The following is a 16,070-nucleotide window of genomic DNA, read 5'->3' on the forward strand; positions in this document are numbered from 1 at the left end:
CAGACGCAGAATCGCATCAGCGAGGCCCGGAGAGTGCGATTTTACGTCTGCTCGCGGGAGGTGTAGCGCGCCACGAGCGTCCGCACGGCGTCCATGGCGTCCACCGCGCGGTCCTTGTCGACGGCCTGGATCGCCATTAGCGGGATGTACTCGTCGTCGGGCAGGTCGACCCGCGCCCAGCGGGCACCGGCGGGAAACGACACCCCGACCACGTCAGACCAGGGAACCAGTCGGTCGCCGAACAGGTTGCGTACCGACAGCCCGGGCTTGCCCACCCGCAGCCGTGGGCGGATGAACAGCAGCGCCAGGCCGGCGAGGATCAGACCCAGCACCACGAACGCCACCTGGTCGGCGGTCTGGAAGATCACCCCGCTGGACTTGATTTTCAGCAAAAAGCCCACAGCGATGTGCGCCGCGGCGATCACGAAGGCCGCGGCATAGGCGAAATACGGCGTCAGGTGCGGACGTACCACGACATCCCAATCGGACCGGCCGGACTCCGCGGTCACGACTTTGCGCGCAGGTCGCGCAGGGTCAATGCGGTGCTCAGCGCGGCCGCCGTCGCCTGAGCCCCCTTGTCCTCGGCCGACGTCGGCAATCCCGCCCGGTCCAGGGCCTGCTCTTCAGTGTTGGTGGTCAGCACGCCATTGGCGACCGGCGTGGAAGCGTCCAGCGAGACCCGGGTCAGGCCCTGCGTCACCGCGTCACAGACATAGTCGAAATGCGGTGTGGCACCGCGAATCACTACACCCAGCGCGACGACGGCGTCATGCTCGCGCGTCAGCGCCTGAGCCACCACCGGGATCTCGATTGCGCCGAGGACCCGGACGACCGTGGGGTCGCTGACACCCCAATCACCGGCGACTTTGCAGGCACCGGCCAGCAGCGCGTCACAGATCGTGGTGTGCCAGGTGCTGGCTACGATCGCCAGCCGCACGCCGGACGCGTCGAGCGCCGGCATTTCCGGCACACCGGCGCCTCCCGTCATATTGCGCCGCTCTCCCAACGCATGCGGGCGGGGGTCCCCCCTCTGGGGGCGTGCCCCCGCCTCATCGCTTCGCTCTGCATCGTCGCCGGCGCGTCATAGAGCTCCCCCGAATTCGCCTGGCAGATGGACAGATTCGTGGTAATCCTCCAGGCCGACCAGGTCGTGGCCCATCCGGTCACGTTTGGTCATCAGATACCGAATGTTTTCAGCGTTGGCCCGCACCGGCAGCGGCACCCGCTCGATGATGTGCAGCCCGTAGCCGTCCAGGCCGACCCGTTTGGCGGGATTGTTGGTCAGCAACCGCATCGAGCGAACTCCGAGATCGACCAGGATCTGCGCTCCGATGCCGTAATCGCGTGCGTCTGCCGGTAATCCGAGTTTGAGGTTGGCGTCGACGGTGTCGTCGCCGGCGTCTTGCAGCTGATAGGCCTGCAGTTTGTGCATCAGGCCGATACCGCGCCCCTCGTGACCACGCATGTAGAGGACCACCCCGCGGCCCTCTCGCGCGACCATCGCCATCGCGGCGTCGAGTTGCGGGCCGCAGTCGCAGCGGCGCGACCCGAACACGTCGCCGGTCAGACATTCCGAGTGCACGCGCACCAGCACGTCATGCCCGTCGTAGTTGGGACCGGCGACCTCACCGCGAACCAGCGCCACATGTTCGACGTCTTCGTAGATGCTGGTGTAGCCGACCGCCCGGAATTCGCCGTGCCGGGTGGGGATGCGGGCCTCGGCGACCCGCTCGATGTGCTTTTCGTGCTTGCGCCGGTACTCGATCAAGTCGGCGATGGCGATCAGCGCCAGACCGTGCTCGTCGGCGAAGACCCGCAGCTCATCGGTCTGCGCCATCGCGCCCTCGTCTTTTTGGCTGACGATCTCACAGATCGCACCGGCCGGCTGCAACCCGGCCAACCGCGCCAAGTCCACAGCGGCTTCGGTGTGACCGGGACGGCGCAACACCCCACCGTCTTTGGCGCGCAACGGAACCACATGCCCGGGCCGGGTGAAATCGTCGGCAATACTTGCCGGCTGAGCAAGTAGCCGCATCGTGGTCGCCCGATCGGAAGCCGAGATACCGGTACCCACACCATTTTTCGCATCGACAGTGACGGTGTAGGCGGTGCCGTGTTTGTCCTGGTTCACCGCATACATCGGCAACAGCCCCAGCCGGTCGCAGATTGCGCCGTCCAGCGGTACACACAAATATCCAGAGGTGTAGCGCACCATGAACGCGACGAGTTCGGGGGTGGCCTTCTCGGCGGCGAAGATCAGGTCGCCTTCGTTTTCCCGATCCTCGTCGTCGATGACGACAACGGCCTTGCCGGCCGCGATGTCGGCAACCGCCCGTTCGACGGAGTCCAACCTCGTCATCTGTGCCACCCTGGTCTGTTCCCGGCTGGGAACGCAGTCCGAATCGTTGTATTCAGTATGAACTACGAGGGTCGCGCTGGTATTGCGGTGGCTTACTGAGCGGGACGGTTGAGCAGGCGTTCGACATATTTCGCAATCACATCGACCTCGAGATTGACCGAGGTCCGCACCGCAGCACGGCCCAACGTGGTCAGTTCCAATGTGGTCGGGATGAGCGACACCTCAAACCAGTCCTCGCCGAGTCCGGAGACGGTCAGCGAGATGCCGTCGACGGTGATAGAGCCCTTTTCCACGACGTAGCGGGCCAGCACTGCGGGCAACTCGATCCGCACGACTTCCCAGCGTTCGGCTGGGTTGCGCGCCAGGATCTGGCCGGTGCCGTCGACGTGGCCCTGCACGATATGCCCGCCCAGTCTGCTGGCCAGCGCCGCGGCGCGTTCCAGGTTGACCGCGCTGCCGGCGGCAAGTGCGCCCAGGCTGGAGCGGTCGAGCGTCTCGCCCATCACATCGGCGGTGAACCGGCCGCTGGGTAGCACCTCGACCACCGTCAGGCAGACCCCATTGACGGCGATCGAGTCGCCGTGACCGGCATCGGCGGTGACCACCGGGCCGTGAATGGTGAAGCGCGCCGAATCAGCCAGGTCGTCCTTGGCGACCACCTCGCCCAATTCCTCGATGATCCCGGTGAACACCGCCTCAGGCTAGTGACTCGCTTGCCCTCGCGCGACGGCGCTGCCGGTGCCACCCTCTACGATGCAACCTATGCAGACGCGTCGTCGACTATTCGTTGTCCTTGCCGCCGTCAGCCTGGCCACCGCCCTGGTCGCCGGCTGCTCGTCGTCCTCGAAAAAGAACACCTCCCCGCTACCGGATGCGGCGAACCTGGTCAAGCAGTCCAGCCAGACCACCAAGAACGTCAAAAGCGTGCACCTGGTGCTGTCGACGACCGGGAAAATCAAAGGGCTGCCGATAAAGACGCTGTCCGGCGACCTGACCACCGACCCCACCGCTGCGACGGGGAAAACCACAATCACGTTTTCGGGGTCTGACATCGACGCCGATTTCGTTGTCTACGACGGCACGCTGTATGCGGCAATGACACCCAATAAATGGACCGACTTCGGCCCGGCCGCCGATATCTACGACGTTTCCACGATCCTGAATCCCGAGGACGGCCTGGCCAACGTGCTGGCCAATTTCACCGACGCCAAAGCCGAAGGCCGCGAGAACATCAACGGGCAGGACACGGTTCGCATCACCGGAAAAGTCTCCGGCGAGGCGCTGCATCGGCTTGTGCCGACGGTAAATGAGACCCAACCCCTGCCGGCGACCGTGTGGATCCAGGAGAACGGCGACCACCAGTTGGTGCAGGCCAAATTGGATCCGAGTGCGGGTAACTCGATCCAGATGACCTTGTCCAACTGGGGTGCGCCAGTCCAGGTCACCAAGCCAGCGGTGAGCTGAGTCGATGCAGGCTGGACGCAAAGTCGCCATCAGCGCCGGCAGCCTCGCGGTGCTGCTGGGTGCCCTCGACACCTATGTCGTGGTCACCATCATGCGCGACATCATCATGACCATCGGTATCCCGATCAACCAGTTGCAGCGGATCACCCCGATCATCACCTGCTACCTGCTGGGCTACATCGCGGCGATGCCACTGCTGGGCCGGGCCTCCGACCGGTTCGGACGCAAACTGATGCTGCAGGCCAGCCTGGCCGTGTTCGCCGTCGGCTCGGTGGTCACCGCGCTGTCCGACGGCCTGGACATCTTGGTGGTTGGTCGCATCATCCAGGGTCTGGCCGCCGGCGCACTGTTGCCGGTGACGCTGGCCCTGGGCGCCGACCTGTGGTCACAACGCAACCGCGCCGGTGTGCTCGGCGGGATCGGCGCCGCGCAAGAACTCGGCAGCGTGCTGGGTCCGCTGTACGGGATCTTCATCGTCTGGCTGACCAGCCGCTGGCAGGACGTGTTCTGGATCAACGTGCCGCTGGCCGCCCTCGCGATGCTGATGATCCACTTCAGCTTGCCATCGCGGGACCGCAGCACTGCGCCGGAAAAGATCGACCTGGTCGGTGGGGTGTTGCTGGCGATCGCGTTGGGTTTGGCAGTCGTCGGGCTCTACAACCCGAACCCCAACGGGCACGAGGTGCTGCCGAGCTACGGGCCGCCGCTGGTCATCGCCGCGATCGGCGTGGCCGTGGCGTTCGCCGTCTGGGAGCGCTTCTCCCGGACCAGACTGATCGACCCAGCCGGTGTGCGCTTCCGGCCTTTCCTGGCCGCGCTGGGCGCATCGGTGGCCGCGGGCGCGGCGCTGATGGTGACGCTGGTCGACGTGGAGCTGTTCGCCCAAGGTGTGCTCGGCAAGGACCAGGACGAGGCGGCGCTGATGCTGCTGTGGTTCCTGGCCGCGCTGCCAGTCGGCGCGCTGGCGGGCGGATGGATCGCCACCAGAATCGGTGATCGGCTGATGACGTTCATCGGGCTGCTCATTGCGGCCGGCGGCTACTGGCTGACGTCGAAGTGGACCATCGACCTGTTGTCGCAGCGCCACGACATTCTGGGCCTGTTCAGCCTGCCCGCGCAGGACACCGACCTGGTGATTGCCGGGCTGGGGCTGGGCCTGGTGATCGGGCCGCTGACCTCGGGCAGCCTGCGGGTGGTGCCGTCGGCGCAGCACGGCATCGCCTCGGCACTGGTGGTAGTGGCCCGAATGACCGGCATGCTGATCGGGGTGGCGGCGCTCAGCGCCTGGGGTTTCTACCGGTTCAACCAGATCATCGCAGCCAAATCGGCAGCGGTTCCGGACAACGCCAGCCTTGCGGTTCGGCTGGCCCTGCAGGGCCAGCTCTACCGAGAGTCGTTCGCCGAGATGTACGGCGGGATCTTCACCGTCACCGCGGTCGTCTGCGTGGTAGGCGCGCTGCTGGGTCTATTGCTGTCCAGCCGGCGGGTGCACACCGAAGAGCCGGAGCAGCCCGAGCGCGAAGCGGTCGCACCGAAGGTTTAACGCGGCACCAGGCTGAGCACCAGATCGGGCCCGACCCGTTCGGTGCCGTCGAAGCGCCAGCGCAGCGCCCGCGCGATGCTGGGCACTCCGACGTCGTCGACCGCGGTGATCGGCCCGCCGAGCAGGATCGGCGCCACGTAGGCCAGGATGCGGTCGATCGCCCCGGCCCGCAAAAAGGCGCCGGCCAACGTCGGCCCACCCTCCAGCAACACGTCGGTGCGATCCGACAGCGCTTTGAGCACCTCGGCCGGGTCGTGGGTGCGGATCACCATCGTCCGCGAGTCGTCGTTGAGAACCTTTGCTTCGGAATGGATTTCACGCTTTCCCACCACGACGCGCAGCGGTTGGCGATCCGCCAGGCTGCCGTCGGCGAGCCGGGCGGTCAACGCCGGGTCGTCGGCGAGCACCGTGCCGGTGCCTACCACGATCGCGTCGGCGGCTGCCCGGCGGCGATGCACGTCGGCGCGGGCCGCCTCGCTGGTGATCCACTGGCTGGAGCCGTCGGCGGCCGCGCTGCGCCCGTCGATGCTGGTGGCGTATTTCCACGTCACATGAGGCAGCCCGGTTCGTTGCTTGTGCAGCCACTCCCGCAACGGACCGGCGATCACCAGATCGGCCTGCACATCGGTGACGACGTGCACCCCGGCGGCCCCCAACCGCGCGGCACCGCCGGCCGCGATCGGATTCGGGTCCGCAACCGCATACACCACCGACGCGATACCGGCATCGAGCAGCGCATCCACGCAGGGCGGTGTTTTCCCGTGGTGATTGCACGGCTCCAAGGTGACCACCGCGGTACCGCCCGCAGCCAAACTGCCGGCCCGCCGCAGCGCCACTACCTCGGCATGCGCGCTGCCGGTCGGTCCGGTGCCGCCCACCCCGACCACCCGGCCCTCCCGGTCCAGGATCACCGCCCCGACCGGCGGATTCGGATAGGTGGCACCCTTGACCAGGTCCGCGTGCTCGACCGCCAGGCGCATCGCGCCGTCGTGGTCGATGGCCGCCGCAGTACTCATCGGCGCAGATGCGGTGACGCGGCGCCGGCGCGTCGCCGCAGCGCCTCGACCGCCTCGCCCGGGTCGTCGGCGTTGTAGACGGCCGATCCGGCGACGAAGCAGTCGACACCTGCCTCGGCGGCCTGCTCGATGGTGTCGGCGTTGATGCCGCCGTCGATCTCCACCAGGATGGTCAGCTCGCCGGAGTCGACCATTTTGCGCACCGTGCGCACTTTGCTCAACACCTCGGGGATGAACTCCTGGCCACCGAAGCCGGGCTCGACCGACATCACCAGAAACGTGTCGAAATCTTTGAGGATGTCCAGATAGGGCTCCAGCGGCGTGCCGGGTTTGATGCTCAGCCCTGCCTTGGCGCCGGCGGCCCGGATGTCGCGGGCCACGCCGACGGGGTTGTGGGTGGCCTCCGCATGGAAGGTGACGTTGTAGGCGCCGGCTTCGGCGTAGGGCGGCGCCCACCGGTCCGGGTTCTCGATCATCAGATGGCAATCCATCGGGATATCGCTGGCCTGCAGGAGGCTTTCCACCACCGGCAGACCGATGGTCAGGTTCGGCACGAAATGCGCGTCCATCACGTCGACATGCAGCCAGTCGGCGCCGGAGACCACAGCGGCTTCGTCGGCAAGACGGGCGAAATCGGCGGCCAGGATCGACGGCGCGATCAGGGGCCGATCGGTGTTGGCGGGCATGGGATCAGCCTACTGTGGGCCTACTTGCAGCGCGGCGGCGAACATGGCGTCGGTGCCGTGCCGGTGCGGCCACAGCTGAACATAGGGACCCTCCCCCAAATCGGCGACCGGCTCGAACAGCGGCCGGGTGTCCAGCGCACGCACCGGGTGGCGGCGCAGCGCGTCGGCGACGACACCGACGGTTTCGGACAGATGCGGAGAGCAGGTGGCATACAGCACCACCCCGCCGGGCCGGGTCAGTGCGATTGCGGCCGTGAGCAATTCACGTTGCAGCCGCGTTAGCGCCGGAATGTCACTGGGCTGCCGCCGCCAGCGGGCCTCGGGCCGGCGCCGCAGCGCGCCCAGCCCGGTGCAGGGCACGTCGACCAGCACCCGATCGAAGCCCGGGTCCAGGCCGGTTTCGCGCCCGTCGGCCCGCAGCACGTCGACCGATAGACCGCGGGTATTCGCCGCTACCAGGTCGGCGCGATGCGGTGCCGGCTCCACCGCAGTGACCCGGGCTCCGCGTCCGGCGCCCACCGCGGCCAACAGCGCGGTCTTGCCGCCGGGCCCGGCGCACAGGTCCAACCAACGGCCCGCGTCGTCGGCCACCGGTGCCAGTGTCAACGCGCGGGCCACCAACTGGCTGCCCTCGTCCTGGACCAGCGCTTGGCCGTCGCGCACTGCGGGTAGCTCTCCCGGGTCGCCGGCCGGCAGGTAGACCGCATACGGCGAATACCGGCCGACGGTGCCATCCACCGCATCGGCCAGCTCGGTGGCCGTCAGGATCCCGGGCCGCGCCGCCAGATGCACCTGCGGGCGCTCGTCGTCGCTGGCCAACACGGCGTCGAGTTCGCCGGCAGCGGCGCCCAATGCGTCGGCGAAAGCCTGGGCGATCCAGCGGGGGTGGGCATGGACGAAGGCGGCATGCCCGACGGGATCGGTCGCCCGGTCGGGCGCCAGCTCCTCGACCCACGACCGCTCGTCGCGAGCGCTGACGGTTCTCAGTACGCCGTTGACGAAACCTGCACGCGCCGAGTCGAATTCGATCGCTGCCTGCTCGACCGTGGTGGACACCGCGGCGTGCGCTTCTACCCTGGTGCGCAGTAATTGGTACGTGCCGAGCCGCAGCAGATCGAGCAGCACCGGGTCGATCGCGTCGGGAGACCGTCCGGCGGCCGCGCCGATGACGGCGTCGAGCAGACCGCGGGTGCGGCTGGTGCCGTAAGTGAGTTCGGTGGCGAAAGCGGCGTCGCGCCCGGTGATCTGACGTTCACGCAGCAGCGCGGGCAACGCCAGGTTGGGGTAGGCGTCGCGCTCAGTGACGGCTTGCAGCACGTCGAACGCGGCCCGCCGGGCGGGGTCCAGCGGCCGGCGCCGGGGTGGCCGTCGGCCTGGTTGGCTGCGGCGCGGCTTGGCCGGCGTCATGAGGCGCGCGCCGCGGAGTCCAGCCGGGCGCCGCGAGCCCAATCCACGGCCTTCATGAACTTCTTTCCCGGCGGCTGGATTTCACCGAGTTGCACCGGCTGCGAACCGGTGCCGACCTGCACCATGTGGCGACCGGCCTGAATCTGCCCGGGCTGCAGGGTGTCTGACGTCTCGGTGTCGACGCGAACCGGCCCGAGCTTGAGCCGCAAGCCCCCGATCAACGTCCACGCGCCGGGATGGGGTGTGACGGCGCGGATGCGACGCTCGACGACCTGGGCGGGCAGATCCCAGCGCACCCGGGCTTCGTCGACGGTGATCTTCGGTGCGACGCTGACCCCGTCGGCCGACTGCGGCACCGGGATCAGCGCCCCGTCGGCGATGCCGTCCAGCGTCGTCTCCAGCAGAGCGGCTCCCGAAACGGCCAGCCGGTCAAGAAGATCTCCGGCGGTGTCGCCCGGCTGGATCGTCTCGGTGACGACGCCGTAGACCGGTCCGGAATCCAGACTCGGCTCGATCTGGAAGGTAGTCGCGCCGGTGATCGGGTCCCCCGCCGCCACGGCGGCCTGCACCGGCGCGGCGCCGCGCCACGCGGGCAGCAGCGAAAAGTGCAGATTGACCCAGCCGTGTGGGGGCACCGCCAGCAACCCGTCACGCAGCAGCGCGCCGTAGGCCACCACCGGGCAGCAGTCCGGCGCTAATTGGGCCAGCTCAGCGACGAACTCAGGGCTGTTCGGTCGCGTCGGCCGCAGCACCGGAATGTTGCGATCGAGCGCCAGCCGGGCCACCGGCGACGGCTGCAGATGCCCACGCCGGCCCGACGCGGCATCGGGCCGGGTGAGCACCGCGACAACCTCGTGGCGCGGGGAGTCGATGAGCCGGCACAGTGCGGGCAACGCAGGTTCGGGGGTGCCGGCGAAAACGAGGCGCATTGGCTCAGTTTAGGAATACGCGAGCCAGGAAGGCCGCGATGGATACTCCCCTATGTCGTGATCGTCGTGTGGTCGTCGATGCTTTCTCCGACGGCTGAAAGCCGTCGGTTTCTTCTCACACGACTTGCGCGTGAAGGGCCAGTCCGGGCCGTAGGAGATTACGCGCGGCGTGTTCGTGAACCTGGGCGCGATGCAAGCATCGCTGGCAATCGAATACCGCTTGGGTGAAGCGATTGTCCGGCGCCGTGTACCCGCAGGCCTCGCAGCGGTTGGCGGTGTAACGGGGGTCAACCTCAATCCGGATGCGCCCAGCCTCTTCCGCTTTGGCAACCAGAACCGAGATGAACCGGCCCCAGCCGGCGTCACTGATGCTTCGCGACATTTTCTGGAGGTGTTCCGGTATTTGTATGGTAGGCGGATGTTTTGCCTGTCATCCACGTCATCCACTACCTGACGCAACGCCCCGGTTGAGGTTTGGGACTCAGAGGTACGCGCCATGGTGTTCGTTCGCCGACCCACTCGTAATCCGTTGATGATTCCCAGATCGTTCGAACAGATCCGCAAGCGTTGTCGGCTCTGTCGGAACAGCGGCGCCGTCGGGCAGCCACGCGGACGCTTCTTCCGCGGTGAAACGGGAAAACGAGATTTCGGCAAGACAACGTCCGGGGCGGGTGAGGGCCGGATGGAGCCGGTCGATCCGTTCGTTGGTGGTCAGCACGACCAACGTGTTAGATCCCTGCCCGAATATGCCATCCGATAGGTTCAGCAGGCGACCGAGAGCGGCCCCGGCCTCTCGGCGCGCGGTTGTGCGTAGGTGCTCGTCGCTGTCTTCGGCGATGATTAAACGCCAGCGGTCGTCAACCTTTTTGATTGATGGGAGGGGTGGGCGACTCAGCACCTCGATCAGATATTTGGGGTCAGCGAAGAACGCTTCTGGATCGGACACGTAGTGGGTGGAGCACCAGTCCTGCCATCCACGCGCCAGCGCCCGCAGGGCGGTCGTCTTGCCGGTTCCGGGCTCCCCGTGCCAGAGAATGAGTTTGCCGCGGTCCGATGGACGGTCCAGCGCGATGAGTTCACCTAAGGCCCTAGCGACACGCGGCGGATAGTTTCGGGCAATGTCGTTCCAGGCCGGTGCCGAGATAGGTTTTCCCATGCCACCGGGGTAGCCCGACGTATCGCGATACCAAAACAGGACGTGGACATCTCCGGGTGTCTCTTCTTCGACCACGGGAGCGCGTGCGACGATCGAATCGACGATTGATCGGGCTGCCGCAGCCGTGCTGGCGCTCACATAAACCATGGTGTTATCGCGTTGGACGTCGATCAGCGCGCCGCATTCGTGGCCGCGGACGAGCACTGTCTGCTTGAACGACGAACCGTTGACACCGCCGATGAACTGGCGTTGCACCGCGAGGTCTTCAGGAATCAAGGACGAGGGGTCGCACTTGACATTGATCGATTGGCGCTCGACAAACGGCTGTGATCCGTCAAGCTGCCAGGCGAAAAAGTCAGCACGCAGGACGGCCTCTGGCTCGTCCTGGCCACAGTTGATACGTTGCACGACGTCGGCCGTCAGCTGCGTCGGTCCAGTCACTTGAAGCTCCTCACGCCGTTTGCCGTCGGATTTCGGCACGCTAGCAGCGACCACTGACAGCGGCGGTGAACCGATCGTGAGGGTCCTCCCCTACCCGAGGCTGCGCCCGTATTGGAAGTAGGCCATTTCGACGGCGTCAACACGGACAAGACGCCCGGACTGGTGGGTATGGGTGGCGGCGAGGCTGTGTGCGTGGTCCAGCCAGCGGTTGTATGTACCCGAGTCCCACGGTCCGTTGCGTGGGATGCCCCAGCTGTCGATTTCGTTCAGCGCCGCGACAACGAACCGGTCGAGAATTAGAGCCCGACCGGGATTGTCGCCGGACGCGTCGGCCGCATAGAGGAACTTGGTGAAGAACGAGGGCCCGAGATGCTTGAGGTTGTTCGGCTTACCGTGCAAGAAAGACTCATACGCGTCTACCGGTCCGAGTTCTCGAAGAACGTCGACCGCCGAGGTTAGCGCCTCAGCGATACGGTCGGGAGGATTGTCACGAAATACGCGAGCTCTCCGCCCGACAAGAAACGCTGACGAACCGGTACCCCAGACGTAGCCGGCCACTAGGGCACGTGGTAGCAAGGGCGGTTCCTGCCCATGGCAGTTACCAGCCTTCAAGACGTCTGCACGTGCGATGCAGTGGTACCCGCGGTCGATCGCCGGCAACGAATTAAGAAATCCCCCCCAGTCCGCGTGCGGGAGTCGGGCCGTCCACCAAACCGGCCGAAATCGGAAGCCGTGCTCAAGGACGGCAGACCCATCTGGGAAGTTGAGAGTCACATGTGGCGGCATTGGGCGATTGTCGCATCCATCAGTGACACCATCGACCGTTTTATTTGGAAACGGCGACCCACCCTCCTGGTGGATTGGCCAGCCTGCCAACCCGATGCTTACGGCGATCGCAACACCGTTGAAAGCTGCCGTCATCTTCATTTTTGTCGTCTTCGTCGTGACTGGTCTGCCGTGCCAACCAGAATGGTCGGTGCATGCAACCGCATTTACCAGCCGGTCAATGGACAACAATGTCCGGACAGCCCGGCGTCATTGATCTTCCTCCGCTAATCGCGGAATCAGCCCACCCGCCAACACATCTTTGACCTGCCGCGGCGAAAGCCGATGCCGCACAGTAAAAGACTTGTCCTTGGTGACGTTGTCCACCTGGATGGTGTCGCCGTCGGCCAGGGCATCGCGGACATTCTGGATGCGCAGGGTGTCGTCCTGATCGATCGTGTCGTAGTCGTCGGCGTTGTCGAACTCGAGTGCCAGGACGCCGTAATTGGCGAGGTTCTGCCAGTGGATGCGCGCGAACGACTTTGCGATGACCGCCCGCAAACCCAGATAGCGTGGGGCGATCGCGGCGTGCTCCCGGGAGGAACCCTGACCGTAATTCTCGCCGCCGACAACGATATGACCGTCCTCGCCGGCCTCCTGGGCCCGCTCCGGATAGGACTCGTCGATTTGGGTGAAACTGAACATCGCCAGTTTGGGAATGTTGGAGCGAAATGGCAGTGCCCGCGCACCAGCCGGTGAGATTTCGTCGGTGGAGATGTTGTCCTCCACCTTGAGTAGCACCGGAGCCTCGATTTCGTCGGGCAGCGCCGAAAGTTCCGGAAGGCTGGAAATATTCGGTCCTTTGACCGGTTCGACCTTTCGGGCTTCGTCCTCCGGTAATGGCTCCACCAACATCGCGGTGTTGACCGAGCTCTGCCCGGGCAGGTCGAGCTTGGGGTAGTCCATCTTCACGTCGCGCGCCCAGTCCCGCGGGTCGGTGATGACGCCGGTCAATGCGGACGCGGCGGCGGTCTCCGGCGAGCACAACCAGACCGAATCTTCTTTCGTCCCGGAGCGGCCGGGGAAATTGCGTGGCATGGTGCGCAGCGAGTTGCGGCCGACGGCCGGCGCTTGGCCCATGCCGATGCAGCCCATGCATCCGCTCTGATGGATACGCGCCCCGCCGATCACCAGCTCGGCCGTCGCGCCCATTTTGGTCAGATCGGCCAGGATCTGCCGCGACGTCGGGTTGACGTCGAAGCTGACCTGCGGCGCTGTTTGGCGTCCGGCCACCATCGCGGCCGCGATCGCGAAATCGCGCAGCCCGGGGTTGGCGCTCGAGCCGATGACCACTTGCGCGATCTCCTCGCCGGCGACCTCGCGTACCGCCACCACGTTGCCCGGTGACGATGGTTTGGCGATCAGCGGTTCGACCTTAGACAAATCGATGCTGTCCTCGACGTCGTAGCCGGCGTCGTCGTCGGCGAGCAGCTCTACCCAGTCGTCCTCGCGCTCTTCTGCGCGCAAGAACTCGCGGACAGCGTCATCGCTGGGGAAAACTGTTGTGGTGGCGCCGAGTTCGGCGCCCATGTTGGCAATCACGTGACGGTCCATGGCCGTCAGGCTGGCCAGCCCAGGGCCGTAGTACTCGATGATCCGGTTCACCCCGCCCTTGACGTCATGTCGGCGCAGCATCTCCAGGATGACGTCTTTGGCCGAACACCATTCCGGCAGCTCGCCTTCCAGCCGGATGCCCCACACTTCCGGCATGCGGATGTGCAGCGGTCTCCCGGTGATCGCCAGCGCGACCTCCAGCCCGCCCACCCCGATCGCCAGCATGCCCAGCGAACCGGCAGCCGGTGTGTGTGAATCCGAGCCCACCATCGTCTTGCCTGGAATCCCGAACCGCTGCATATGTGTTGGGTGCGAGACCCCGTTACCGGGCTTGGAGAACCACAGCCCGAACCGCTGCGCGGCGGTGCGCAGATATTCGTGATCTTCGGCGTTCTTCTCGTCGGTTTGCAGCAGGTTGTGGTCGACGTACTGGATACTGACCTCGGTACAGGCGCGGTCGAGTTCCAGTGCCTCGAGTTCCTGCATCACCAGCGTGCCGGTGGCATCCTGTGTCAACGTCTGGTCGATATGGATGGCGATCTCTTCGCCGGGGGACATCTCACCCGCTTCGAGGTGCGAGTCGATCAACTTCTGCGTGACATTCAGTGACATACCGGCTCCTTATCTGGTGGCGATACTGGCACGTGCCCGTATAACGAGTACCCAGTTGAGCCGGTGAATCCGCTCAGCCGATGTGCAATGGATCGACCTGCACGCGCACCGGCTCGTGGTCTTGCCGGGCGCTGAGCATCGCGACGGCCCGGCGCAGTGCCGCTGCCAGCGCCAAACCCTGCTCACGCGGCACCCGCACCAACATCCGGGCTACCGGCAGGTCCGCGGCGGTGCCCGCCGGGCGACGCGCGCCGGCCGGCAGATCGACCGGGCCAAGCAGCTCGGCGCCGCCCGGCAGTTGGGTGTGGTCCAACAGCGCAGCGACCGCGACGGTGCTGCCGTCGAGCGCGGCGATGTGCACACTCGGCGGCAGCCCAACCTCGGCGCGGGCCGCTGACTCGGCTTCGGCGTGCCCGACCGGATCCCACCGGATCAGCGACTGCACGGTCGGAATCCCCGATTCGGCGACAACCGCCACTACCCCGCCGTCGCCGCGGGCACGCACCAGCGCCGCGGCGGCCAGCCAGCGCCGCAGGGTGTCCTCGGCCGCGCGCAGATCCTGCCGACCCAGCAGCGCCCAGCTGTCCAGTAACAGCGCCGCGCCGTAGCCGCCGGCCGCCCGCGGTTCGGCTCCCGGGGTGGCGACCACCAGGGCCGCGCGGTCGGCGACTTCCGACACCACCGCCTCACCACCGGACGTGATCACCGTCGTCTGAGGAAATGCCCGGCCGAGTTCCTCAGCGGTGCGCCGGGCGCCGACGACGACCGCACGCAGCGCGGTCGAGCCGCACCGCGGGCACCGCAGTGCGGCATCGGCGCGTCCGCACCAGCGGCAGACCGCAGCACCGGTATCGGGCAGCGACACAGGGCCCGTGCAGTGCCGGCATCGTGCGATCGCGCGGCAGCGTCCGCAGGCCAGCGACGGCACATAACCTCGGCGGGGTACCTGGACCAGCACCGGCGCGTCGGCATCCAACGCGGAACGCGCGGCCCGCAAGGCAACCGAAGGCAACCGCGCGCTGCGGGCCGCCGGGTCGCGTTCGTCGGCGTATCCGCCGTCCTCGAGTGCGACCACCCGCGGGGTACGAACCCGCACTACCGGGCGGGCCGCGACGACGTCGTGGGCCCATCCGCTGCGCACCAACGCATGCGCTTCGGCAGTACGGGCATAGCCGCCGATCAGCGCCGCGCAGCGCGTCTGATGCGCACGCAGCATCGCCACCTCGCGCGCGTGGGGATACGGGGCCCGCGGTTCGGCCAGCGTGTCGTCGCCGTCGTCCCAGACCATGATCAGACCCAGGTCGGTCACCGGGGCGAACACTGCGCTGCGGGTGCCGATGACCAGTCGCGCGCTGCCGCGCAGCGCCGCCAGCCAGCGCCGATAGCGTGCGGCGGGTCCCAGTCCGGCCGATAACGCCACGATGCTGGCCGTATCAAGCAGCGCGGTCGCCGCCTGCCACAGTTCGTCCACGTCGCGCTGATCGGGCACCACCGCCAACACTCCCCGACCGGCCTGCACCGTCTGCGCGGCCGCCTCGGCGAACCGGTCGGTCCAGCGCTCACCGGGCAACGCCTGCCAGACCGCGCGCGCGGCGCGCGACTCGGCCAGCGCAGCCAGAAACTGGCCGCCGCGACCATAGACCTGCCAGCCGGCCGGATCGACCGGCTTAACCACGGGTTGGCTTGGTGGCGTTGCCGTTTCGCGTTCTACCCGGGCATGTCGGGCCGGTATCGCCAGCCGAAGCACGTCGGCTCGAGTGCCGGCGTAGCGTGCAGCGACCGCGTCGACGAGTCGACGGGTCTCCCCGGTGAGTACCACTTCGGGCGAGACGACACGGTCCAGCCAGGCCAGCTTGCCGACATGATCGGTGTCGGTGCGGCGTTCCAAGACGAATCCGTCGACCAGTCGGCCGTGGAATCGCACCCGTACCCGCACCCCGGGGTGCGCGTTGTCGGACTGGTCGGCTGCGACCAGATAGTCGAATTCGCGGTCCAGATGCGGCACCGTCAACAGGGGCAGCACCCGGGCGATGGGTTCATGCTCCGCGGGCTGCCGCCTACTCCCGCGAGCGTGCGTG

Annotated in this window: 16 protein-coding genes; 3 read left to right on the top strand and 13 right to left on the bottom strand. The window is 66.9% G+C overall.

From position 1 onward, the window contains the following. Window positions 1-41: 41 nt before the first annotated feature. The 4 genes from AC5Y5W_RS11850 to AC5Y5W_RS11865 form a co-directional block, all read right to left on the bottom strand. Window positions 42-509 (bottom strand): PH domain-containing protein, encoded by a 468-nt coding sequence (locus AC5Y5W_RS11850; RefSeq protein WP_500009740.1) that lies wholly within the window; start codon window positions 507-509, stop codon window positions 42-44. Further along, a complete protein-coding gene (gene ribH / locus AC5Y5W_RS11855) occupies window positions 506-988 on the bottom strand; it encodes a 6,7-dimethyl-8-ribityllumazine synthase (protein ID WP_500009739.1) in 483 nt (160 codons plus the stop codon). The genes AC5Y5W_RS11850 and ribH overlap by 4 nt, the downstream gene beginning before the upstream one ends. A 93-nt stretch (window positions 989-1,081) precedes the next feature. Continuing rightward, the gene (locus AC5Y5W_RS11860; RefSeq protein WP_499890356.1) at window positions 1,082-2,359 is read right to left on the bottom strand and encodes a bifunctional 3,4-dihydroxy-2-butanone-4-phosphate synthase/GTP cyclohydrolase II; all 1,278 of its coding nucleotides are present in this window, start codon (window positions 2,357-2,359) and stop codon (window positions 1,082-1,084) included. A gap of 92 nt (window positions 2,360-2,451) precedes the next feature. Continuing rightward, window positions 2,452-3,051 carry a riboflavin synthase gene (locus AC5Y5W_RS11865; RefSeq protein WP_500009738.1) on the bottom strand — a complete coding sequence of 200 codons (600 nt, stop codon included), beginning with the start codon at window positions 3,049-3,051 and terminating at the stop codon, window positions 2,452-2,454. 70 nt (window positions 3,052-3,121) lie between these two features. Between AC5Y5W_RS11865 and AC5Y5W_RS11870 the strand changes: the two genes are divergently transcribed. Then, entirely contained in the window at window positions 3,122-3,823 is a 702-nt protein-coding gene (locus tag AC5Y5W_RS11870; RefSeq protein ID WP_500009737.1) for an LppX_LprAFG lipoprotein, read from the top strand. 4 nt (window positions 3,824-3,827) lie between these two features. After that, the gene (locus tag AC5Y5W_RS11875) at window positions 3,828-5,366 is read left to right on the top strand and encodes an MFS transporter (RefSeq protein ID WP_500009736.1); all 1,539 of its coding nucleotides are present in this window, start codon (window positions 3,828-3,830) and stop codon (window positions 5,364-5,366) included. Here AC5Y5W_RS11875 and ribD read toward each other — a convergent pair. From ribD to AC5Y5W_RS11910, 7 genes are all read right to left on the bottom strand, one after another. Next, complete coding sequence (gene ribD, locus AC5Y5W_RS11880; RefSeq protein ID WP_500009735.1) at window positions 5,363-6,382, bottom strand: bifunctional diaminohydroxyphosphoribosylaminopyrimidine deaminase/5-amino-6-(5-phosphoribosylamino)uracil reductase RibD; 1,020 nt, start codon at window positions 6,380-6,382, stop codon at window positions 5,363-5,365. The two genes, AC5Y5W_RS11875 and ribD, sit on opposite strands and share 4 nt — an antisense overlap. Further along, window positions 6,379-7,068 carry a ribulose-phosphate 3-epimerase gene (rpe, locus tag AC5Y5W_RS11885; protein WP_500009734.1) on the bottom strand — a complete coding sequence of 230 codons (690 nt, stop codon included), beginning with the start codon at window positions 7,066-7,068 and terminating at the stop codon, window positions 6,379-6,381. Before rpe ends, ribD begins: the two co-directional genes overlap by 4 nt. A gap of 9 nt (window positions 7,069-7,077) precedes the next feature. After that, window positions 7,078-8,475 carry an RsmB/NOP family class I SAM-dependent RNA methyltransferase gene (locus AC5Y5W_RS11890; protein ID WP_500009733.1) on the bottom strand — a complete coding sequence of 466 codons (1,398 nt, stop codon included), beginning with the start codon at window positions 8,473-8,475 and terminating at the stop codon, window positions 7,078-7,080. Next, window positions 8,472-9,404 carry a methionyl-tRNA formyltransferase gene (gene fmt, locus AC5Y5W_RS11895; protein WP_500009732.1) on the bottom strand — a complete coding sequence of 311 codons (933 nt, stop codon included), beginning with the start codon at window positions 9,402-9,404 and terminating at the stop codon, window positions 8,472-8,474. Before fmt ends, AC5Y5W_RS11890 begins: the two co-directional genes overlap by 4 nt. A 115-nt stretch (window positions 9,405-9,519) precedes the next feature. Then, window positions 9,520-9,786, bottom strand: coding sequence for a zinc ribbon domain-containing protein (locus AC5Y5W_RS11900; protein ID WP_500009731.1), 267 nt, complete (start codon window positions 9,784-9,786; stop codon window positions 9,520-9,522). Window positions 9,787-9,885: 99 nt separating this feature from the next. Beyond that, window positions 9,886-11,040: a DUF5925 domain-containing protein gene (locus tag AC5Y5W_RS11905; protein WP_500009730.1), complete on the bottom strand. Its 1,155-nt coding sequence runs from the start codon at window positions 11,038-11,040 to the stop codon at window positions 9,886-9,888. 51 nt (window positions 11,041-11,091) lie between these two features. Continuing rightward, entirely contained in the window at window positions 11,092-11,922 is an 831-nt protein-coding gene (locus AC5Y5W_RS11910; protein WP_500022322.1) for an 8-oxoguanine DNA glycosylase OGG fold protein, read from the bottom strand. Between AC5Y5W_RS11910 and AC5Y5W_RS11915 the strand changes: the two genes are divergently transcribed. Further along, on the top strand, window positions 11,810-12,043 hold the full coding sequence (locus AC5Y5W_RS11915; protein WP_500009728.1) for a hypothetical protein: 234 nt from the start codon (window positions 11,810-11,812) through the stop codon (window positions 12,041-12,043). The genes AC5Y5W_RS11910 and AC5Y5W_RS11915 overlap by 113 nt on opposite strands. On the opposite strand, the gene AC5Y5W_RS11920 is transcribed toward AC5Y5W_RS11915, so the two are convergent. Beyond that, window positions 12,037-13,992: an aconitate hydratase gene (locus AC5Y5W_RS11920; RefSeq protein ID WP_500009727.1), complete on the bottom strand. Its 1,956-nt coding sequence runs from the start codon at window positions 13,990-13,992 to the stop codon at window positions 12,037-12,039. The two genes, AC5Y5W_RS11915 and AC5Y5W_RS11920, sit on opposite strands and share 7 nt — an antisense overlap. Window positions 13,993-14,065: 73 nt before the next feature. Further along, window positions 14,066-16,015, bottom strand: coding sequence for a primosomal protein N' (locus AC5Y5W_RS11925; RefSeq protein ID WP_500009726.1), 1,950 nt, complete (start codon window positions 16,013-16,015; stop codon window positions 14,066-14,068). Window positions 16,016-16,070: the final 55 nt, after the last annotated feature.

Source organism: Mycobacterium sp. NGS51, assembly GCF_059812525.1.